This is a genomic window from Variovorax boronicumulans (assembly GCF_030812215.1).
Taxonomy (GTDB): Bacteria; Pseudomonadota; Gammaproteobacteria; order Burkholderiales; family Burkholderiaceae_C; genus Variovorax; species Variovorax boronicumulans_C.
In genome coordinates, this window is sequence record NZ_JAUSSG010000001.1 from 1,144,239 (window position 1) to 1,164,609 (window position 20,371).

Annotated in this window: 20 protein-coding genes; 11 read left to right on the top strand and 9 right to left on the bottom strand. The window is 67.0% G+C overall.

Annotated elements, in window-relative coordinates; translation table 11 throughout:
- The first annotated feature begins 14 nt into the window (after nt 1–14).
- Nucleotides 15–1,082 (top strand): hypothetical protein, encoded by a 1,068-nt coding sequence (locus J2W23_RS05400; RefSeq protein ID WP_307647923.1) that lies wholly within the window; start codon nt 15–17, stop codon nt 1,080–1,082.
- A gap of 61 nt (nt 1,083–1,143) precedes the next feature.
- On the opposite strand, the gene J2W23_RS05405 is transcribed toward J2W23_RS05400, so the two are convergent.
- From J2W23_RS05405 to xseB, 4 genes are all read right to left on the bottom strand, one after another.
- Complete coding sequence (locus J2W23_RS05405) at nt 1,144–2,223, bottom strand: TRAP transporter substrate-binding protein (protein ID WP_176658807.1); 1,080 nt, start codon at nt 2,221–2,223, stop codon at nt 1,144–1,146.
- 113 nt (nt 2,224–2,336) lie between these two features.
- A complete protein-coding gene (gene dxs, locus J2W23_RS05410) occupies nt 2,337–4,193 on the bottom strand; it encodes a 1-deoxy-D-xylulose-5-phosphate synthase (protein ID WP_176658808.1) in 1,857 nt (618 codons plus the stop codon).
- A 19-nt stretch (nt 4,194–4,212) separates the two neighbouring features.
- The gene (locus J2W23_RS05415; protein WP_307647924.1) at nt 4,213–5,127 is read right to left on the bottom strand and encodes a polyprenyl synthetase family protein; all 915 of its coding nucleotides are present in this window, start codon (nt 5,125–5,127) and stop codon (nt 4,213–4,215) included.
- Nucleotides 5,124–5,390 carry an exodeoxyribonuclease VII small subunit gene (gene xseB, locus J2W23_RS05420; RefSeq protein ID WP_307647925.1) on the bottom strand — a complete coding sequence of 89 codons (267 nt, stop codon included), beginning with the start codon at nt 5,388–5,390 and terminating at the stop codon, nt 5,124–5,126. The genes J2W23_RS05415 and xseB overlap by 4 nt, the downstream gene beginning before the upstream one ends.
- A 179-nt stretch (nt 5,391–5,569) precedes the next feature.
- Between xseB and J2W23_RS05425 the strand changes: the two genes are divergently transcribed.
- The 8 genes from J2W23_RS05425 to J2W23_RS05460 all read left to right on the top strand — a co-directional run bounded on the left by J2W23_RS05425 (nt 5,570) and on the right by J2W23_RS05460 (nt 14,178).
- On the top strand, nt 5,570–6,712 hold the full coding sequence (locus tag J2W23_RS05425; RefSeq protein ID WP_307647926.1) for an aromatic ring-hydroxylating oxygenase subunit alpha: 1,143 nt from the start codon (nt 5,570–5,572) through the stop codon (nt 6,710–6,712).
- 58 nt (nt 6,713–6,770) lie between these two features.
- Nucleotides 6,771–7,703: a DMT family transporter gene (locus tag J2W23_RS05430; RefSeq protein ID WP_307647927.1), complete on the top strand. Its 933-nt coding sequence runs from the start codon at nt 6,771–6,773 to the stop codon at nt 7,701–7,703.
- Nucleotides 7,704–7,727: 24 nt separating this feature from the next.
- Nucleotides 7,728–8,636 (top strand): sulfurtransferase, encoded by a 909-nt coding sequence (locus tag J2W23_RS05435; protein WP_307647928.1) that lies wholly within the window; start codon nt 7,728–7,730, stop codon nt 8,634–8,636.
- Nucleotides 8,633–9,223: a DUF2796 domain-containing protein gene (locus tag J2W23_RS05440; RefSeq protein ID WP_176658812.1), complete on the top strand. Its 591-nt coding sequence runs from the start codon at nt 8,633–8,635 to the stop codon at nt 9,221–9,223. Before J2W23_RS05435 ends, J2W23_RS05440 begins: the two co-directional genes overlap by 4 nt.
- A gap of 4 nt (nt 9,224–9,227) precedes the next feature.
- On the top strand, nt 9,228–9,974 hold the full coding sequence (locus tag J2W23_RS05445; protein WP_176658813.1) for an ABC transporter ATP-binding protein: 747 nt from the start codon (nt 9,228–9,230) through the stop codon (nt 9,972–9,974).
- Nucleotides 9,975–10,029: 55 nt separating this feature from the next.
- Nucleotides 10,030–11,292 carry an ABC transporter permease gene (locus J2W23_RS05450; protein WP_307647929.1) on the top strand — a complete coding sequence of 421 codons (1,263 nt, stop codon included), beginning with the start codon at nt 10,030–10,032 and terminating at the stop codon, nt 11,290–11,292.
- 3 nt (nt 11,293–11,295) lie between these two features.
- On the top strand, nt 11,296–11,934 hold the full coding sequence (locus tag J2W23_RS05455) for a DUF3299 domain-containing protein (RefSeq protein ID WP_176658815.1): 639 nt from the start codon (nt 11,296–11,298) through the stop codon (nt 11,932–11,934).
- 168 nt (nt 11,935–12,102) lie between these two features.
- The gene (locus J2W23_RS05460; protein WP_307647930.1) at nt 12,103–14,178 is read left to right on the top strand and encodes a DUF3300 domain-containing protein; all 2,076 of its coding nucleotides are present in this window, start codon (nt 12,103–12,105) and stop codon (nt 14,176–14,178) included.
- Between the two features lie 27 nt (nt 14,179–14,205).
- On the opposite strand, the gene J2W23_RS05465 is transcribed toward J2W23_RS05460, so the two are convergent.
- Both J2W23_RS05465 and J2W23_RS05470 read right to left on the bottom strand, forming a co-directional pair.
- Nucleotides 14,206–15,474, bottom strand: a complete 1,269-nt coding sequence (locus tag J2W23_RS05465; protein ID WP_307647931.1) for a glutamate carboxypeptidase — start codon at nt 15,472–15,474, stop codon at nt 14,206–14,208.
- Between the two features lie 134 nt (nt 15,475–15,608).
- A complete protein-coding gene (locus tag J2W23_RS05470) occupies nt 15,609–16,154 on the bottom strand; it encodes a hypothetical protein (RefSeq protein ID WP_307647932.1) in 546 nt (181 codons plus the stop codon).
- Between J2W23_RS05470 and J2W23_RS05475 the strand changes: the two genes are divergently transcribed.
- Nucleotides 16,147–16,638 (top strand): DUF2200 domain-containing protein, encoded by a 492-nt coding sequence (locus tag J2W23_RS05475; protein WP_307647933.1) that lies wholly within the window; start codon nt 16,147–16,149, stop codon nt 16,636–16,638. The genes J2W23_RS05470 and J2W23_RS05475 overlap by 8 nt on opposite strands.
- A gap of 121 nt (nt 16,639–16,759) precedes the next feature.
- Here J2W23_RS05475 and argC read toward each other — a convergent pair whose 3' ends face one another.
- On the bottom strand, nt 16,760–17,695 hold the full coding sequence (gene argC, locus J2W23_RS05480) for an N-acetyl-gamma-glutamyl-phosphate reductase (protein ID WP_307647934.1): 936 nt from the start codon (nt 17,693–17,695) through the stop codon (nt 16,760–16,762).
- Nucleotides 17,696–17,777: 82 nt separating this feature from the next.
- On the opposite strand from argC, the gene J2W23_RS05485 reads away from it, so the two are divergent.
- Complete coding sequence (locus J2W23_RS05485; RefSeq protein WP_307647935.1) at nt 17,778–18,680, top strand: LysR family transcriptional regulator; 903 nt, start codon at nt 17,778–17,780, stop codon at nt 18,678–18,680.
- A gap of 216 nt (nt 18,681–18,896) precedes the next feature.
- Here J2W23_RS05485 and J2W23_RS05490 read toward each other — a convergent pair whose 3' ends face one another.
- Both J2W23_RS05490 and J2W23_RS05495 read right to left on the bottom strand, forming a co-directional pair.
- Nucleotides 18,897–19,532 (bottom strand): class I SAM-dependent methyltransferase, encoded by a 636-nt coding sequence (locus tag J2W23_RS05490; RefSeq protein WP_307647936.1) that lies wholly within the window; start codon nt 19,530–19,532, stop codon nt 18,897–18,899.
- Nucleotides 19,529–20,302, bottom strand: coding sequence for a hypothetical protein (locus J2W23_RS05495; protein ID WP_307647937.1), 774 nt, complete (start codon nt 20,300–20,302; stop codon nt 19,529–19,531). Before J2W23_RS05495 ends, J2W23_RS05490 begins: the two co-directional genes overlap by 4 nt.
- Nucleotides 20,303–20,371: the final 69 nt, after the last annotated feature.

Sequence of the window (20,371 nt, forward strand, 5' to 3'; positions counted from 1 at the left end):
CGAAGATATGCCGCATGAGCCGCATCTCCTTCGCCTCCTTCTTCAGCCGCACGCACGCCATTGCTGCTGCGCTGTGCCTCACAGCGTTGGCCACAAGCGCCGTCGCCGCGCCTGCCGACTGCACGTTGTCGGCCGCCCCAGACTGCTACCGCGCCTTCGAGCCGCCGCAGTCCGGCGGCACCCTGCACTACTACGCATCGCTCGCCCCCGACGCCGCGCCGTCGGCCGCAGGCCCCACGCAGGCGCTCATCGCCATGCACGGCCATCCGCGCGATGCCAACAAGAGCTTCAATGCGGCGCTGCTCGCCGTTCGCAAGGCCGGCGCGCTCGACCGCACGCTGGTCGTCGCGCCGCTGTTCCAGGTCGCGGCCGACAAGGCCGGCAAATGCAGCACCGACGGCGTGCCGGCGCCGCAGGACGGCGACCTGCTGTGGACCTGCGGCTCCTGGCTCGAAGGCGGTCGTGCGTCCAACGGCAGCGGCATCTCTTCGTTCGCCGCCATGGATGCGGTCGTGGCCGAGCTGGTGCGGCGCTGGCCGAGCCTTCGCACGGTCACCATCGCGGGCTTCTCGGCCGGCGCACAGATGGTGCAGCACTACATCGGCTTCGCTGCCGACGCGCCCACCGCATCGGTCGCGCTGCGCTACGTGGTCTCGGACCCGGGCACCTGGCTCTACTTCGATGCGTTCCGTCCGCAGCAGTCGAGCATCGATGGCGGCCCGTGCCCCACGGTGAACCGCTGGAAGTACGGCACCGAGGGCCTGCCCGCGCACCTGGGCCGCAGCGCCGCGGAAGCCCGCCAGCGCTACGCCGCCGCCGACATCCACTATCTCCAGGGCGAACTCGACACCGGCGAGGGCAAAGGCACGGCCTACAGGGTGCTCGACAAGTCGTGCGCAGCCGCCGCGCAAGGCCCCTACCGGCTGCAACGCGGCCTGGCCTACGCGCAGTACGACCGCACGATGCTCGCGCCGGACAAGCGCCGCGAAGTGACCGTGGTGCCGGGCTGCGCGCACGACGTCGCCTGCGTGTTTCCCTCCGAGGCCGCCCGCGCCGCCTTGCTGGGCGCGCCGCGCAAGTAAAAAAGCCCCGCCGTTTCCGGCGGGGCTTTTTTCTGTGGCGAAGCGTTCGTCGCCGCAGCGCTTACAGCTTCTGCTGCTGCATGAAGCGGTCGAACGTGCCTTCGGTGTAGCGGAACCAGGCGTTCTGGTCGGCGAGGAACTTGGACCAGTCGCCGTAGATTTTCTTCCACTCGGGGTTGGTGTTGTTCAGGTCCGAGTAGATCTGCTGGGCCGACTTGAACGCGGCGTTCATCACGTCCTGCGAGAACGGACGCAGCTTGGTGCCCGAGCCCACGAGCTGCTTGAGCGCGATCGGGTTCTTGGCGTCGTACTTGGCGGTCATCGTGATGTTGGCGTGCGCAGCAGCCGCTTCGACGATGGCCTTGTAGTCGGCCGACAGGCCTTCCCACGCCTTGGTGTTGATGTAGAAGTCCAGCTCGGGGCCGCCTTCCCACCAGCCGGGGTAGTAGTAGAACGGCGCGATCTTGTTGAAGCCCAGCTTCTGGTCGTCGTACGGGCCGACCCATTCGAGGCCGTCCAGCGTGCCCTTTTCGAGCGCAGGGTACAGGTCGGCACCGGGGATCGATTGCGGGATCACGCCGAAGGGCTCCAGCACCTTGCCCGCGAACGGGTTGGTGCGGAACTTCAGGCCCTTCAGGTCGGCGACCGACTTGATTTCCTTGCGGAACCAGCCGCCCATCTGCGCACCCGTGTTGCCGCCCGGCAGGTTGATGATGTTGTACTTGGCGTAGAACGCGCGCATCAGCTTCAGGCCGTTGCCTTCGTACATCCATGCGTTCTGCTGGCGGGTGTTCATGCCGAAGGGCACTGCGCAGCCGAGGCAGAAGGTCGGGTCCTTGCCGTAGAAGTAGTACGGGGCCGTGTGGGCCATTTCGACCGATGCGTTCTGCACGCCGTCGACCACGCCGAAGGCGGGCATCAGTTCGCCGCCTGCATGCACCGAGATCTGGAACTTGCCGCCAGTCATGTCGCTGACGCTCTTGGCGAACACCTCGGCGGTGCCGAAGATGGTGTCCAGCGATTTGGGGAAGCTCGACGCCAGGCGCCAGCGAACGGTGGCCTGCGCGTGGACCGCGGGCGCAATGCCGGCGGCCAGAACGCCGGCGATGCCAGCGTTTTTGATGAGGGAACGACGATCCATTGATTCACTCCGGGTTCTTTGAAAAAAACGAAACGCGGCTTGTGACCGCGTTGGGGACTTTTGTATAAGTCTTCTTGATTGTAAAAACCGGCTTACAGGCGTCCGGCGGGGGTTTACCCTGCGACAGCGCCGAAGCGTTGCGTGATCGATGCCGCAATGCCCGCCGCATCGAGCCCGATCGATGCGAGCAGCTTGGCCGGATCGCCGTGTTCGATGAAGCGGTCGGGCAGGCCCAGTTGCAGCACCGGCTTCTGCACGTTGGCAGCCTGCAGTGCCTCGAGCACCGCACTGCCCGCCCCGCCCATGGTGGCGCCCTCTTCGAGCGTGACGATGGCATCGTGCGTGCCCGCCACCTGCAGCAGCAGCTCGACATCGAGCGGCTTGGCCCAGCGCATGTTGACCACCGTGGCGTCGAGCGATTCGGCCGCGGTGAGCGCCGGGTACAGCAGCGAGCCGAACGCGAGGATCGCGATGCGCTTGCCCTCGCGGCGCACCTCGCCCTTGCCCAGGGGCAGCGGATCGAGCGTGAGATGCGGCGCGACGCCGGCACCCGCGCCGCGCGGATAGCGCACCGCCACCGGATGATTTTGCTCGTAGGCGCTCGTGAGCAACTGGCGCAGCTCGCGTTCGTCCGCGGGACAGGCGATGCTCATGTTGGGAATGCAGCGCAGGAACGGGATGTCGTAGGCACCCGCATGCGTGGCGCCATCGGCGCCGACAAGGCCCGCGCGGTCGAGCGCGAACACCACCGGCAGGTTCTGGATCGCAACGTCGTGGATGAGCTGGTCGTACGCGCGCTGCAGGAAGGTCGAATAGATCGCGACCACCGGCTTCAGGCCTTCGCACGCCAGGCCGGCCGCGAAGGTCACCGCGTGCTGCTCGGCGATGCCGACGTCGTAGTAGCGATCGGGGAAACGCTGCTCGAACTCCACGAGCCCCGAGCCTTCGCGCATCGCAGGCGTGATGCCCACGAGCCGGCCGTCGTGCGCGGCCGTGTCGCACAGCCACTGGCCGAACACCTGCGTGAAGGTCTGCTTGGCCACCGCGGCGGACTTGACGAGGCCCACCTGCGGATCGAACTTGCCCGGCCCGTGGTAGGCCACCGGATCGGCCTCTGCCAGCTTGTAGCCCTGCCCCTTCTTCGTGACCACGTGCAGGAACTGCGGGCCGCTCAGGTGCTTGAGGTTCTCGAGCGTCGGCACCAGCGAATCGAGGTCGTGGCCGTCGATCGGGCCGACGTAGTTGAAGCCGAACTGCTCGAACAGCGTGGCTGGCACCACCATGCCCTTGGCATGCTGCTCGAAGCGCTTGGCGAGTTCGAAGAGCGGCGGCGCGGCGCGCAGCACGCTCTTGCCGACGTTCTTGGCGGCGGCGTAGAAATTGCCGCTCATCAGCTGCGCAAGGTAGCGGTTGAGCGCGCCCACCGGCGGGCTGATCGACATGTCGTTGTCGTTCAGGATCACCAGTAACTTGCAGTCGCACACGCCCGCGTTGTTGAGCGCCTCGAAGGCCATGCCGGCCGTGAGCGCGCCGTCACCGATGATGGCCACGGTGTAGCGGTCTTCGCCCTTCTGCTTGGCGGCCATGGCCATGCCGAGCGCGGCCGAGATGCTGGTGGACGAGTGCGCGGTACCGAAGGTGTCGTACTCGCTCTCGCTCCTCTGCGGAAAGCCAGAGATGCCGCCGATCTGCCTGAGCGTGGGCATGCGTTCGCGCCGGCCGGTGAGGATCTTGTGCGGATAGGTCTGGTGGCCCACGTCCCACACCAGCCGGTCGTGCGGCGTGTTGAACACGTGGTGCAGCGCGACCGTGAGCTCGACCGTGCCGAGGTTGGAGCTCAGGTGGCCGCCGGTGCGCGAGACGTTGTCGAGCACGCAGGCGCGCACCTCGTCGGACAGCTGCCGCAGCTGTGCGCGGTCGTACTGGCGGATCGGCGAGGGGTCGTGGAGAGTGGGAAGCAGCGGAGCCATGTGGGGGTTTGTTCTTTTCTCAGCGGTCGCGGTCGACCACCATGTGGGCGAGGGCACGCAGGGCGGCGGTGTCGGCCAGGCCGCTCTTGGCCAGGGCGGCGAGCGCATCGGCCAGCAGTTGGCGGGCCTGCGTGCGCGCGCCGTCGAGGCCGAGCAGCGACACGTAGGTGGGCTTGTCGGCGGCAGCGTCCTTGCCGGCGGTCTTGCCCAGGGTTTGCGAATCGGCGGTGACGTCGAGGATGTCGTCCACCACCTGGAATGCGAGGCCGATGGCCGCGCCGTAGTCGCGCAGCGCCGCGAGCGCGGCCGGGCCCACGTTGCCGCAGGCAGCGCCCATCTCGACGCTGCCCTGCAGCAGCGCGCCGGTCTTCAGGCGGTGCATTTCGCGCAATTGGGTTTCGTTGAGCGCGACGCCGACGCTGGCGAGATCGATCGCCTGTCCGCCCGCCATGCCCTGGCTGCCGGCAGCGCGTGCGAGCAGGCGGCACAGCGTGGCCTGCGTGGCCGTGGGAACCTCGTCGCCCTCGGGCGTGAGCAGCTCGAAGGCCAGCGCCTGCAGCGCATCGCCCGCGAGCAGCGCGTCGGCCTCGCCGAACTTCACATGCACCGTGGGCTTGCCGCGGCGCAGCACATCGTTGTCCATGCACGGCAGGTCGTCGTGCACGAGCGAATAGGCGTGGATCAGTTCGGTGGCGCAGGCCGCGCGCAGCGCAGCGGCTTCATTGCCGCCAACCGCCTCGCTGGCCGCGAGCACCAGCAAGGGCCGCAGCCGCTTGCCGCCGTCGAGCACGGCATAGCGCATCGCATCGCCCAGCAGCACCGGCGAATCGACGCCGACCCAGCGCGACAGCGCCGCCTCGACGCGGGCCAGGTGCGGTTCGCTCCAGCCGGCGAGCCGGGCGGCGGTCCAGTCGGTCATGGTGGCCGCGCTCATTCGGCCGTCCAGACCCTGAGGCTGCCCGCGTCGAGCACCTTGATCTGGTCTTCGACCGCCTGCAGCTTGTCGCGGCAGAAGGCGAGCAATGCGGCGCCGCGCTGGTAGCTGCCCAGGAGCTGGTCGAGCGGCAACTGGCCCGATTCGAGTTCTGCAACCAGTTGTTCCAGTTCCTGAAGCCCGGCTTCGTAACTGGCGGGCAACGGCCCCGTATCGGGCGTGGCCGCCGGGCTGGAAGAGGAAGGGGAAGGCACCTTGGGCATGCAACGGAACGTGGGTGAAACGGGGCATTTTAGGACGGGGGGACAAACGGGGCCCCACGGGTACAATGCGAACTCTTCTTGTTGGCAAACCAACACACTCTCCGGGCCGTTGAACCTTCCAGACGGCGCCTCCCGTTATTTCCTTTTCTCTCCCTGTGGGGAGCTTGGTCAGGTCCTCCATGTCTGATTTAAGTCTTCAACTGCAGCAGGCCGCGAGCCAACTTCCAGTTTCCGCGTATTTCGACGAGGCCCTGTACGCCCGCGAAATGCAAAACCTTTTTGCGCGAGGGCCCCGCTATGTCGGCCATCGCCTCGCCGTGCCCGAAATGGGCAACTTCCACACCCTGCCGCAGGAGCACCAGGGCCGCGCGCTGGTCCACACGCCCAAGGGCGTGGAGCTGATCTCCAACGTGTGCCGCCACCGCCAGGCGCTGATCCTGCAGGGCCGCGGCCAGCTGGACAACCAGGCCGGCGGCAACATCGTCTGCCCGCTGCACCGCTGGACCTACGCCGCGAGCGATTCGCGCACCACCGGCACGCTGATCGGCGCCCCGCATTTCGAGCAGGACCCGTGCCTGAACCTGCACAACTACCCGCTCACCGAATGGAACGGCCTTCTGTTCGAGAAGAACCCCGACGGCACGGGTCGCGACGTAGCGGCCGACATGCGCGGCCTGGGCCCACAGGCCGACCTCGATTTCACGGGCTACGCGCTCGACCGCGTCGAACTGCACGAGTGCAACTACAACTGGAAGACCTTCATCGAGGTCTACCTGGAGGACTACCACGTCGGCCCGTTCCACCCGGGCCTCGGCAGCTTCGTCACCTGCGACGACCTGCGCTGGGAGTTCAATCAAAACTACTCGGTGCAGACCGTGGGCGTGGCCAATCGCCTCGGCCGCGCGGGCAGCCCGGTCTACCAGAAGTGGCAGGAGCAATTGCTCAAGTACCGCGACGGCAAGCCGCCGAAGTACGGCGCCATCTGGCTCACCTACTACCCGCACGTGATGGTGGAGTGGTATCCGCACGTGCTCACCGTCTCGACGCTGCATCCGGTGAGCCCGACGAAAACGCTCAACATGGTCGAATTTTTCTACCCCGAGGAAATCGTCGCCTTCGAGCGCGAGTTCGTCGAGGCCCAGCAGGCCGCCTACATGGAAACCTGCGTGGAAGACGACGAGATCGCCGAGCGCATGGACGCCGGCCGCCGCGCGCTGATGCTGCGCGGCGACAACGAGACCGGCCCCTACCAGAGCCCGATGGAAGACGGCATGCAGCAGTTCCACGAGTGGTACAAGGCCGCGATGCAGCAACCCGCGTGACATCGGCCTCGCCCCGCGCCCTGCGGGGCCTTCTTTTCCCTCATACGAAGTAGAGACGATGCAAGCGCTCTGGATGGTGCTCGGCGCCTTTTTGTTCGCCACCATGAGCGTCGTGGTGAAGGTGGCCTCGCAGTGGTTCAACAGCGGAGAGATGGTGCTCGGGCGCGGCCTGATCGGCATCGTTTTTCTCTGGCTGCTCGCACGCAACCGCGGCGTCTCGCTCGCCACCAGATACCCCGGCATGCACGCCTGGCGAAGCACCATCGGCGTGATCTCGCTGGGCGCATGGTTCTACGCCATCGCGCACATGCCGCTGGCCACCGCCGTCACGCTCAACTACATGAGCAGCGTGTGGGTCGCGGCCTTCCTCATCGGCGGGGCGCTGCTCGCATGGGTGCCAGTGCCCGGCCGCGACGGCCGCGTGGCGCGCCCGCCGCTGCAGGGCGCGCTCGCGATGACGGTGCTGGCGGGCTTCATCGGCGTGGTGCTGATGCTCAAGCCCACAGTGAGCGGCAACGAAGGCTTCGCGGGCATGCTGGGGCTGCTGTCGGGGCTGACAGCCGCCTTCGCGTACATGCAGGTGGTGGCGCTCTCGCGCATCGGCGAGCCCGAGCTGCGCACGGTGTTCTATTTCGCGGTCGGCTCGGCCGTGGCCGGTGCATTCGCCACGGCCGCCACCGGGTTTTCGGGCGGCAGTTCGTGGACATGGCAGCATGCGCTGTGGCTGCTGCCCATCGGCTTGCTCGCCGCCCTCGGGCAACTCTGCATGACGCGCGCCTACGCCACGGCCAAGACGGAAGCCGGCACCCTCGTGGTGGCCAACCTGCAGTACTCGGGCATCATCTTCGCGGCGTTTTACAGCGTGGTGGTGTTCGACGACCGCATCGATGCCCTCGGATGGGCCGGCATGGCGCTCATCGTGGTGAGCGGCATCGCGGCCACCGTGCTGCGCCAGCGGGCGGTGCCCAAGGCGCCGGCCGAAGAACACTAGCCTCTCACCGAAGGAGAACACGCCATGTACACCACCCTCGTCAGCGTCGAACAACTCCGCCAACTGCAAGACAGCGGCACGCCGCTCATGGTGTTCGACTGCAGCTTCGACCTCATGAAGCCCGAGGCCGGCCCGCAGCTCTACGCCGCGGCCCACATTCCGGGCGCGCAGTACGCCAACCTGGACACCGACCTGAGCGCCAGGCATGGCCTGCCCGGCGCGCACGGCGACGTGGTGGTGGCGCAGGAAGACGGCGTGCCCGCTTCGGGCGGCCGCCATCCGCTGCCCAGCCGCGAGAAGTTCGCGGCGTGGCTCTCCAGCGTCGGCTTTTCCAACGACATGCAGGCGGTGGTGTACGACCGCAACGGCGTCAACTACTGCGGGCGCCTGTGGTGGATGCTCAAGTGGATGGGCCACGACGCGGTGGCCGTACTCGACGGCGGCCTGCAGGCCTGGCAGGCCGCGGGCGGCGAGGTGACCGACCGCGAGGAGCCCACGCGCTTCCAGTCGAATTTCGTACAGGGCGAGCCGATTGCAAAGCTTGTGACTACCGACACTGTGTTGCGTCGGCTCGGCCAAGCTGACCAGCAGCTGATCGACGCACGGGCCGGTGCACGATATCGCGGCGAGGTGGAACCTCTGGACCCGATTGCCGGTCACATCCCCGGGGCCCTGAACCGGCCCTTCGCCGAGAACCTCGGTCCCGACGGCAAGTTCAAGCCGGCATCGCAATTGCGTGCCGAGTTCGAAGCGCTGCTCGCGGGACGCGACGCGGCGACAGTTGTCCACCAATGCGGCAGCGGCGTGAGCGCCGTGCCCAACCTGCTTGCGATGCAGATCGCCGGGCTCGGGACGACCGCGCTCTATGCCGGCAGCTGGAGCGAATGGAGCAACACGCCGGGGCTGCCGACCCGGCAAGGCGCAGAACCATGACACACATCCGACTCCGACGCATCTCCGGTCTCGCACTCCCCTCCTTATTGGCCACGGCACTTTTCGCCGCAACCCCGTTCCTCTCCGCGCAGGCCCAGCAGCAGCATGCGCATGTGCACGGCCAGATGAAGCTGGACGTGGCCATCGACGGCCCCACGGTGGTGATCGACATGGAATCCCCGCTCGACAACATCGTCGGCTTCGAACGCGCCCCGAAGACCGATGCCGAGAAGAAGACCGTGGCCGACGCCGTCGCCCAGCTGCGCGCGGCCGACAAGCTCTTTGCCATCGACCCCGCCGCCAACTGCAAGCTCGGCCCGGTCGACCTGCGTTCCGGCGCGCTCGGCCTCGGCAACCCCGACCCGAACGAGCCCCCGGGCCATGCCGACCTGGACGCCACCTTCTCCTTCAACTGCACCAACGCGGCCGCCGCGAAGTTCATCGACCTGAGCCTGTTCAGCGCCTTCAAGGGCCTTCGCCAGATCGATTCGCAGATCGCTTCGTCGCAGGGCCAGTTCAAGCGCCAGATCAAGCGCCCCGCGGGCGCGCAAGCGGCCCAGCCCGCCCGTCTGAGCTGGGGCAAGTAACACTGTGAGCACCGCTTTGCAGGCCGACTCGACGCCCCTTCGCGTCGTGCTCGCGGCCGAATCGCTGCGCTTTGCATGGCCCGGCGTGAAGGCGCCCTGCATCGACATCGAGGCCTTCCGCATCACCGCCGGCGAATCGGTGTTTTTGCATGGCCCGAGCGGCTGCGGCAAGAGCACGCTGCTGTCGCTTCTGGCCGGCGTGCTGGTGGCCGACGAAGGCCGCGTCACGCTGCTGGGGCACGACTGGTCCCAGCTCTCCAGCGCCGCGCGCGACCGCTGCCGCGTGGCCCATGTCGGCTACATCTTCCAGCAGTTCAACCTGCTGCCCTACCTGAGCGTGCTCGACAACGTCCTCCTGCCCTGCCGCTTTTCGGCCCGGCGCGAGGCACAGGCCGCACGCAAGGGCAGTTCGCGCGAAGAAGCCGAGCATCTGCTCGACCAGATGGGCCTGGACCGCAACCTCTGGAAGCGCCAGGCGCTGCAGCTCTCCGTGGGCCAGCAGCAGCGCGTGGCCGCGGCGCGTGCGCTCATCGGCCAGCCCGAAGTGGTGATTGCCGACGAGCCGACCTCCGCACTCGACGAAGACCGCCGCGAGGCCTTTCTCGACGTGCTGCTGACAGCCTGCGTCGAGAACCACAGCGCCCTCGTCTTCGTGAGCCACGACCAGCGCATCGCGCAGCGCTTCGCGCGGCATGTGCTGCTGCCCGAGATCAACCGCGCCGCATCCAGCGCCATGGCGGTGGACGCATGAGCCGCCGGGCCGCTCCCAAGGTGAATACAGCAGCGCGTAGCGCGGAGGTCTACTGATGCGTGCGCTCTTCTCCATCGCATGGCGCAGCGCCTGGAACCGGCGCTTCACGCTCGCGCTCACCGTGTTCTCCATCGCGCTCTCGACCTTCCTTTTGCTCGGCGTCGAACGCATCCGCACCGAGCTGCGCGAGAACTTCGCCTCGTCCGTCTCGGGCACCGACCTCATCGTCGGCGCGCGCACCGGGTCCACGCAGCTCTTGCTCTACTCGGTGTTCCGCATCGGTGCCGCCACCAACAACATTTCGTGGAAGAGCGTGCAGGCGCTGGCCGCGCACCAGGGCGTCGACTGGGTCGTGCCGCTTTCGCTGGGCGATTCGCACCGCGGCTTCGCGGTGCTGGCCACGTCGCCCGAGTACTTCACCCGCTTTCGCTACGGAGACAAGCAACTCCTGAAGTTGCGCGAGGGCAAGCCCTTCAGCGAACTCTTCGACGCGGTGGTGGGCGCCGAAGTGGCCGACAAGCTCGGCTACCACGTGGGCCAGAAGATCACGCTCGCGCACGGCAGCGGCGAGCTCAATGTGGCCGAGCATGCCGACAAGCCCTTCACCGTGGTCGGCGTGCTCGCGCGCACCGGCACGCCGGTGGACCGCACGGTGCACATCGGCCTCGAAGCGATGGAGGCCATCCACCTCGAATGGGTCGGCGGCGCGCCGATGCCGGGCGTGAAGATTCCCGCCGAGCAGGTGCGCAAGTTCGACCTCACGCCCAAGAACGTGACCGCCGCGCTCGTGGGCCTGAAGAACCGCGCCGCGGTGTTCGGCGTGCAGCGCTGGATTTCCACCTACAACGGCGAGCCGCTCATGGCCATCCTCCCCGGCGTGGCGCTCGACGAGCTGTGGAGCGTGATCGGCATCGGCGAGAACGCGCTCTTGCTGATGTCGGCGCTGGTTGCGCTGGTGAGCCTCGCGGGCCTGGTGTCCGTGGTGATGGCGGGCCTGAACGAACGGCGGCGCGAACTGGCCGTGCTGCGCGCGGTGGGCGCGGGCCTTCGCCATGTGCTGGCCCTGCTCGCGCTCGAAGGTGCGATGGTCACCGTGCTGGGCGTGGCCTTCGGCGTGGTGATGGCGGTGCTCGGCATCGCCCTGCTCTCGCCGTGGCTGCAGTCGCAGTTCGGGCTGACATTGAGCCTCTCGGAACCTACACTCAACGAATGGCTGCTGATGGCGAGCCTGCTGGTCGCAGGCTGGCTGGCCAGCTTGCTCCCTGGCATTCGCGCCTACCGACTCTCACTGGCGGACGGCCTCTCACCGAGGATTTGAACCATGCGCATCGCAAAGAAGACTTCCACGATCACGGCTTTCAATCGGCTTTCAATGCTGCTGGCCGGCGCCGGCCTCGCAGCGATGGCATGGGCCGCCGAGCCCGCCCCCAAGGACACCACCGCATCGAACCCGCTCGGCGGCAAGGCCGTTGCACCCGCCGTTGCCAAGGGCACGCCGGGCCAGCCGCGCCAGATCACCTGGGAAGAGCTGGTGCCCAAGGACTGGGACCCGGCCAAGGAGTTCAAGGGCATGGACCTGAGCGCGCTGGACGACGGCGACCCGCGCGCCAACGAATTGCTCATGAAGATGCAGGAGGTGTCGAACAACGCACCGACCAATCCTGCGATGAACGGCGCCGAGATCAAGATCCCCGGCTTCATCGTGCCGCTCGAAGAGGCCAAGGGCGAGGTCACCGAGTTCCTGCTCGTGCCCTACTTCGGCGCCTGCATCCACACGCCGCCGCCGCCGGCCAACCAGATCCTGCACGTCGTTCCGCAAAAGGGCGCCAAGTTCCGCGCCATGGACACCGTGTGGGTCACCGGCAAGCTGCAGACCCAACGCAACGATTCGATGATGGGCGTGAGCGGCTACCACGTGAGCGCCAGCAGCGTCACCAAGTATTCGGGCGGCGCCAAGTAAGGCAAGCCCGCGCGATCCGTGGCCGCCCCATGTGGGCGATGCCCCACATGGGCAGCAGCGCGCGGACGACACAGACGGTTGCATCACCGGCGCAGAGTCGGTCATCGCAGACCGTCAGGGACCGTTGAGAGAGTCAGGCGTGACGTCGGCGCCTTGATGGAACTCCAGATGAACATCCAACGTCCCGCCCCCCAGTCTCTCCCCCGAGCGCTTGCGATCTCGCTGTGCATCGGTGCACTCGTTCTCGCAGGCTGCGACAAGGCTGCGCCGCCGAATCCCGCGGCGGCGCCCGCTGCGGAGCAGCAACCCATCTCGATGCCGCCGCCCACGGTGCCCCAGGCTCCCGCGGCGCCGGTGCCGGCGGCCTACACACCGCCATCGGCCGAGCAGCTCTACCAGTTGGTGGCCCCCATCGCGCTCTACCCCGACAAGCTCGTCGCACAGATCCTCGCGGGCGCCACCTACCCCGAGCAGATCACCGCCGCGCACGACTGGCTCGGGCAGAACCAGTCGCTCAAGGCCGGCCCGCTCGCCGATGCCGCCAACCAGCAGCCTTGGGACCCAAGCGTGAAATCGCTCACCGCCTTTCGGCCCGTGATCGACCAGCTCGCCGGCAACATCGCGTGGACCGAATCGCTCGGCAAGGCCTACTACAACGACCCGGCCGACGTGATGAACGCGATCCAGGTCATGCGGCAGCGCGCATCGAGCGCGGGCCGGCTGAAGAACAACAGCAAGCTGCGCGTCGCGAGCGCCGCCACGCCGCGCGACTACGTGCCGGCACCGGACATGCAGCCTGTCTACGGCGGCCCCGCAATCATCGAGCCACCGCAGCAGCTCATCACCATCGAGCCGGTGCAGCCCGACGTGGTCTACGTGCCGCGCTACGACCCGCAAGTGATCTACGGTGAGCCGCTGCCCGTCTATCCCGGCTATGCCTATGCGCCCCCGCCTCCTGTCGAGGTCGTGCCCGGCTACAGCCGCGGCCAGGTTGCCGCGGCCGGCGCGCTGGCGTTCGGCACGGGCGTGATCGTGGGCGCCGCGCTGGAGCGCCACGGCTGGGGATGGAACTCATGGAACATGAACTGGGGCGCACCGCGCGATCGCGGGTACGGGCGTGACCGCGACCGCGTGGCGCAGCCGGCCTTTGCGCGGCCAGCGGTGGTCTACAACAACAGCACCTACATCTCGCGCTCGACCACCGTCGTCAACAACAACGTCAACGTGCGCAACGTCTACAACAACAACGACCGCAACGGCGGACCACGCGGCATGCCGCCCGGCGCGCCGCCGCCCAACTTTGCACAGCAGCAGCAACAACAGGCGCAGTTCGCGCAGATGCAGCAACAGCAGCAACAACAGTCACGTCAGCAACAGGTTGCGGCGCAACAGCAACAGCAACAGCAACAGCAACAGCAACAGCAGGTGCAGCAACAGCAAGCTCAGCAACGCGCACAGCAGCAGGCCCAACGGCAGCAAGCGCAGCAGTTGCAGGCTCAGCAAGCACAACAGCAACAGCAGGCGCGACAGGCACAACAGGCCCAGCTTCAGCAACGACAGCAGCAGGACCAGGCGCGCCGCCAGCAAGCGCAGCAGGCACAGCAGCAGGCGCGCGCCGCCAACCAGCAGCAACCGCAGCAGCAACAGCAACAGGCCCGGCTCCAACAGCAACAACAGCAGGAACAGTTGCGGCGCCAGCAGATGGAACAGCAACAGCAGGCCCGCGCCGCGGGCCAGCAGGCCCAGCAACAGCAGCAGCGTGCGTTGCAGGACCGGCAGCGCCAGCAGCAGCAATCGCAACAGGCGCAGCAAGCCCAGCAGGACCAGTCACGACGCCAGCAGATGCAGGCACAACAACAAGCCCAGGCCCAAGCCCGCGCGGCCCAGCAACAACAAGCTCAACAACAGCAAGTACAGCGGCAGCAGGCGCAGCAACAGCAGCGCCAACAGCAGGCTCAGAACGAGGCCCGTCAGCAGCAGGAGCAGATGCGCCGCCAGCAACAACAGCAACAACAGCAACAACAACAGCAGGCCCAGGCCGCTCGTGCCCAGCAGCAACAGGCGATGCAGCAACGCCAACAGCAGATGCAGCAACAGCAGCAACAAGCCCATCAGGCGCAACAGGCCCAGATGCGCCAGCAGCAGCAACAACAGGCCCAGCAGCACGCCGCTGCGGCAGCCGCCGCGGCCGCGGCTCGCCGACCGCCGAATCGCCCCGGCGAGCCGCCGAAGCAGCAGCCCTGAGGCTGGGGTCGGCCTTCCTCTCGTCTCTTACTGCTTGCCGATTTCCGTCAGCAGGCGCGTGACGAGGTAGATGCGCGGCACGATCGAATCGACTTCGATGTATTCGTCGCGTGCGTGGTAGCCGAAGCCCGCGAGGCCGAAGCTCTCGACCACCGTCGCCTTGCCCGAGCGGCCCGCATAGCCCGCGTCGGTGCCGCCGCCGGTCATCGGCGTCAACGCGAGGTCGCGGTCGATTTCCTTGTAAATCGCCTGCGCCTTCTCTGCCAATGCGCGACCCTTCGCGCCCGCCACGAATGCTGGGCGGCCGACCTCGACCTTCACCGTCGTCTCGGTGTCGGGAATCAGCTTGCCGCTCGCGATCTTCGCCTGCAGCACTTCGTTGAGTTTCTTCTCGGCGCCCGGCTGCGTGATGCGGATGTCGCCCAGTGCCTGCGCCTTCTCGGTGATCTGGTTGATCGGGCCGGTGGCGCGCGCCACGGTCCAGTTGAGCGTCACGCCCGGGATGTCTTTCGCGAGGTCCTTGGTCTGCAGCATCTGGTACGACAGCTCGTACAGCGCGTTGCGGCCCAGCTCGGGCGCGGCACCCGCGTGCGCCGCGCGGCCCTTCACTTCCATCGTCGCCTGCGCAATGCCGGCCGCGCCGAGCAGCAGCGACTCGCCCTTGGCCACCGACTTGGCCGCCGTCGGTTCGAACGACAGCACCGTATCGTGCAGGTCGGCCGTGGTGGCGATGAGTTCGCCCGAGCCCACCGAGCCCACTTCTTCGTCGGGGTTCACCAGCACGGTGACCGTGTCGTAGTCGCGCCAGCCCGCATCGGCGAGGATCTTCAGCGAGGCCAGCATCACCGCGATGCCGCCCTTGTCGTCGGCTATGCCGGGGCCGTAGATGCGGTTGCCGTCCACCTTGTAAGGCTGGCTGCCGAGGATGCCGGCCGCATACACCGTGTCCATGTGGCCCTGCAGCATGATCTTGCGCTTGCCCGTGCCCTTCCGCGTGCCGATGACGATGTCCGCGCCCGCGCCGGCTTCTGTCTTGCGGCGCTCGGTCTTGAAGCCCGCGGCCTTCAGGCGCCCCTCGATCACGTCGGCCATCTTGAGCAGGCCCTCGACGTTCAGGCTGCCCGATTCGATCTGCACCATCTCCTTCAGGTTGTCGATGACGGCGGGCTGCGCCTTCTCTGCGGCGGCGAGCAGCTTGGCATCGGGCGCGGCCTGCACGGCGATGGCGGCCAGGGCGAGACCGGAGGCCAGCGCGATGGAACGCAGGGCGAAGAAGGACGAAGAGTGCATGGACATGAGGGTTCCCGTTTGGCTGAAGTGAATGGCGGGCGACAGCATAGCGGCGGCATGGGAGAAGGCTGCGCAAATCGGCGACAGCGCGACGCTACGTCCAGCGGCGATGCGGCCCCCCGGCGCACGATCCTCAGTTCTCAGCGCATCGGGCCGTACTGCTGCCGAAAACGCTCCTGCAACTCGATCGCGCCGCGCATTCTCGGATCAGCCATGTCGCGCCGCATGCGCTCCTTGTCGGCGGCATCCCTCCTCATCGCCTCCACCAGCCGGTTCTGGTCTTCCTGTCTTTCGCTTCTCTGGCGCTCCCTGTGCTCCCGGGTCTCGCGCAAGTCGGCGTCTGCCTTGGCCCGCTCCTCCCGCTCATTGGTTGCGCCGTCACGCGGACGGCCCAAGGCCTTGAGGATTCCCAGCAGCGTAAACGCGAGGCCACTCCGCACCGGGTTTGCCTGTTCCTTCGCGGGCTGGCTATCGCCTGGCACCTCCGCAGGCACTCTGTGAGCCGATGCGCATCCTGTGACGGCGGCGAACAGGAGCGGAATCAAGACGACGCCGACGAAAGCGCGCTGAATAGACGATGAAGAAGAGGCCATGGCGTTGCATTGTCGAAAGCGAGCTGGTGCTGCAACAGTGTTGAAAGTCATGGCTGTGTAAAGCGGCAAGGCTGCGAAGACGCCGATGACCATGGGGATCCCTCATGCATCCGCCGGCATCCTGCATGCGCATGTCGTACGGCAGAATTCGGCCGGAAGCGGGCGCGCTCTTCACGCCAAGACAGCATGCGTTCGAGACCCTGACACACAGGAAGGAGGACTGGCGATGCCCAGGCATTCAATTTTCGCGATGGCCTTCGCGAAGGTCTATCCGATGTACGTTCAAAAAGCGGAACGCAAGGGCCGAACGAAAGAAGAAGTCGACCAGATCATTTGCTGGCTGACAGGCTACGACGAAGCAGGACTGCGTCGGCAGATCGAACGGCAGAACGATTTCCAGACTTTCTTCGCCGAAGCGCCGGCCCTTCACCCGAACAGCCCGCTCATCAAGGGCGTGGTCTGCGGCGTTCGCGTGGAAGACATCGACGATCCGCTCATGCAGAAGATCCGCTACCTGGACAAGCTGATCGACGAGCTTGCCAAAGGGAAGGCGATGGAAAAAATTCTGCGGGTGTAGGTTGTGAAGGTCAGCGCCGGAAGCAGAGGCTCTCCCGAAGGCGCCTGCCTGCAGCAACTGTTCGATCTGGCCACGACGGTAGAGGCCGTGCAGCTGCGGTGAGCGGCACGGCGCCTCGAACTCACACCACAGGCAACAAGGCCCCCGTCATCAACCGCAGGTTCTGCACCGCCGCCCCTGCGGCCCCTTTGCCCAGGTTGTCCAGGACGGCGCTCAAGACGATCTGCCCCGTGCGCTCATTCCACGCGACACCAAGGCTCATGTCGTTCGAGCCGTTGTGCACTTGCGGATCGAGCTCCGTCATCGGTGCGCCAGAAGACATCGGCATCACGCGCACATGCACTGCATCGCGGTACCGTTCCACGAGGCACTCATGGATGCGAGCGCCAGACACACCGGCGGGAAGCATCCGCGCGTGCAGCCCGATGGTGAGCACGATGCCCTGCCGGTAGCTGCCATAGGCCGGCACGAAGATGGGCCGCTCCGTCAAGCCGGCATACGTCTCGATTTCCGGCACGTGCTTGTGCTCGAGCGCAAGGCCATAGACCTTCAGTGAATGCGCCCCAGCGCCCACCCCGGCCTCGTACGCTTCCACCCCCGCCCTGCCCTGGCCCGAATAGCCCGAGACGGCCTGAATGACCAGCGGATAGTCGGCAGGCAACAGCCCCGCATCCGTCAGGGGTCGCAGCAAGGCAACCGCGGCCGTGGGGTAGCAGCCCGGATTCGTGACCCGCAGTGCCGACGCGATGCGCTCGCCCTGTTGCGCATCGAGTTCCGGCAGGCCATAGACCCAGCCCGGGCTGGTGCGGTGCGCCGAGCTGGCGTCGATGACGCGCACCGAAGGGTTCTCGATCATCGCCACCGCATCGCGCGCAGCGGCATCGGGCAGGCACAGGATGGCGATGTCGCTCTCGTTCAGGGCGGCCCGGCGGGCGGCCGCATCCTTGCGCAGGTTGGCCGGCAATGTGCGAATGCGAAATTCCCCGCCGCGCAGGCGGTTCTGCAGGTCAAGGCCGGTGGTGCCCTGGTCGCCGTCGATGAAGATGTTGAGGTCCATGGGGCGCGATGGTAGGGACGCAGCCTCGATGGCTCCAGCTAAATATACGCAATGCAGGATTAAGAAAAGTTAAATTAGCGCGATGCGAGAACTCAGCCTTGACCATCTGCGCACCCTCGTCGCCATTGCCGACCTCGGCTCCCTGGCCAACGCCGCGCGCGCCCTTCACCTGGCGGCGCCCACCGTCACCGTTCAGATCGCGGAACTGGAGTCGCGCCTGGGTGGCCAGTTGCTCGTTCGCGGGCGAGGGCCCGCGCAAGCGACCGCCTTGGGCGAGCGATTCATCGCGCGTGCCCGCAGGCTGCTCGCGGACGCGGACGACGCCGTGGAAGACGTTCGACGCCAGCTCGCCGGCCAAACGGGCCGCGTGCGGGTGGGAGCCTCGACAGGCACCATTGCGCACCTGCTGCCGCCCGCGCTCAAGCGCCTTGCCCGGCACCATCCCGGCATCGACGTCAACGTGCAGGTACTGACCTCCAACGACAGCATGGCCCGGCTCGCCGCGGGCAGCCTGGACCTGGCGGTCGTGGCACTGCCGCAGGCGCCTGTGCGCGGCGTTCATGTCACGCCGCTGAGGCGCGAGGCGGTCGTCGCCTTTCTGCCGGCGGACTGGAAGGCGCCCCGGCGGCTGACCCCACAGTGGCTGGCCGAACGGCCGCTGATCATGAACGACGCCTCCACACGTCTTTACCGGCTGACCGCGGAATGGTTCTCCGCGGCTGGCGTGCATTGCCGGCCGCGCATCGAGCTCAACTACAACGATGCGATCAGGACACTGGTCGCGGCCGGCTATGGAGCGGCCTTGCTGCCGGAGGAATCGCACGGCGACAACGAGCCTGCGCGTGATCCTCGCATCGCCATTCGTCCGCTCAGTCCGGCGCTGTGGCGGCAGCTGGGTCTCGCGGTGAGCGACCGAGGCGCGAGCGGGCCGACGCGTTTCGTGCTGGAGGCGTTGCAGCCTGAGAAGCACGCTTCGGCGGCTTGAGTCGATCGCGGAGAACGCGCTGATCGACGTGGCCGCGATCGGCGGCGACCGGCAGCGTGGCCAGCGACTGGACGCCGGTGGCCCAGCCCACGGCGGCAGCACCGAACCCGAGGCGGTTGCGCACCTCGAGGGCGAGGGCGCCAGGGGAATGCTGATTGCAAGGAATCCGAGGAAGACCGCCAGCACCACGGGAGCGAGCCATCCGCTCTCGCGATGTCACTTCTTGCGGGCCACGATGTAGGGGCGGTTGTCATTGCCCTTCGTTGCGTGGTTCTCGGTGGCGAGTATTTCGAAGCCCGCCGCTTCGACGTGGCGGCCCAGTTCACTCGCGCGAAAGATGCCGGCATGCGGTGCCTTGCCGATCGCTCGCATCACGGGCAATGCAAGGCGGATGAGCGGGTTCATGTCGCCGACGCAGGGTGTCTTGGAGATGAACAAACCGGCTGGCGTGAGCACGGTGCGAATGGCGTGCAATGTGCCGGGCAGGTCGTGCACCAGGTGCAGGTAGTTGAATCCCAGGACGGCGTCGAACCGCGCGACCTCCGATGCCAGCACCTCTGCGGTCGCGGTGCGGAAAGCCAGAGCCGGTACAGGGCTCGCGGCGTGCTTGTCATTGGCGATCGCGATCATTCCGACGGAGATATCCGTCGCAAGGTAAGCAGCGGCATGGCCCGCAAGCCGCAGCGCCGTCGTTCCCGTTCCGCAACCCAGCTCCAGCACCTTGGTGTTCGGGTTCAACAGGGCGCGCGTGCGGTCCAGCGTGCGCTCGTAGCCAGCCGGGTCTGCGACCGCGCTCGTCGCATACCTGGTTGAAGTCCGGTCCCAGAATTTCGCGTCGCTCTCCGTGCTCATGGTGGGTTGCGTTCTGCAGATGTTCCCTGCCCCCGTTCGACGACTGCCACGCGAGCATCAAGCGCTTCGAAGTGACGGACCAGGTAGTCCTTCGCCGCGTTGCTGACGTTGTCGACCAACAGCGGCAAGGGCAGCCGATGCTTGAGCTTGAGCAGGCTTGCGCCGGCCAGATGCCTGTAGTCCGGATGCGCCTTGAGCGCGGTCAGCACCTGCAGCGGCTGGGCACCCAGGTCCGTCAGATGCACCGTGTAGAAAAGGACCTTCGACGGAACATCGTCCCGCGGAACCGGCGCATCGATTTCGATGCGCTCCATCAGCATTCGAAGATTCGGAAACAGCGGCTGCGGCGACCAGCGGCCGCTTCCGTGCCAGTCCCAGAGCACCGGCACTTCGGGCTGGCTGATGTCGCCGATCAAGGGATCGCCATCGGCGTTCTGCAGGACCACCCAGTGCGGCTGCCATTCGCCGGTTTCCACGGCATCGCTCCACACCAGATGCTCCGGCGTGCTCGCCTCTTGATCCAGGATGAAACGGTAGCCCTCCATGGCCGCCAGGAGGCCAGGCACATCGACGGCGCCCGCGCCGGTGAGTTCGCCACGCCAACCCTCGCGCCAATCCGCCTCGTCCAGCACGAGGGGTTGGGTCCCCATGCTGCGACACCAGGCGAACCAGTCCTGCATCGGTGGGGGCAAGGGCGGCAGAGCGAACTGCGCCGCCAACGAGGCCTGGATGTCGGCCGGGCTGGGCCAGTTGTCGGGTGTCAGTGCCATGGATGTTCGAAGATTTCTTCAGCTTGCTTCCGCTGCCTGCGGCATGTTGCCATTGAATGTGCCGAGGGC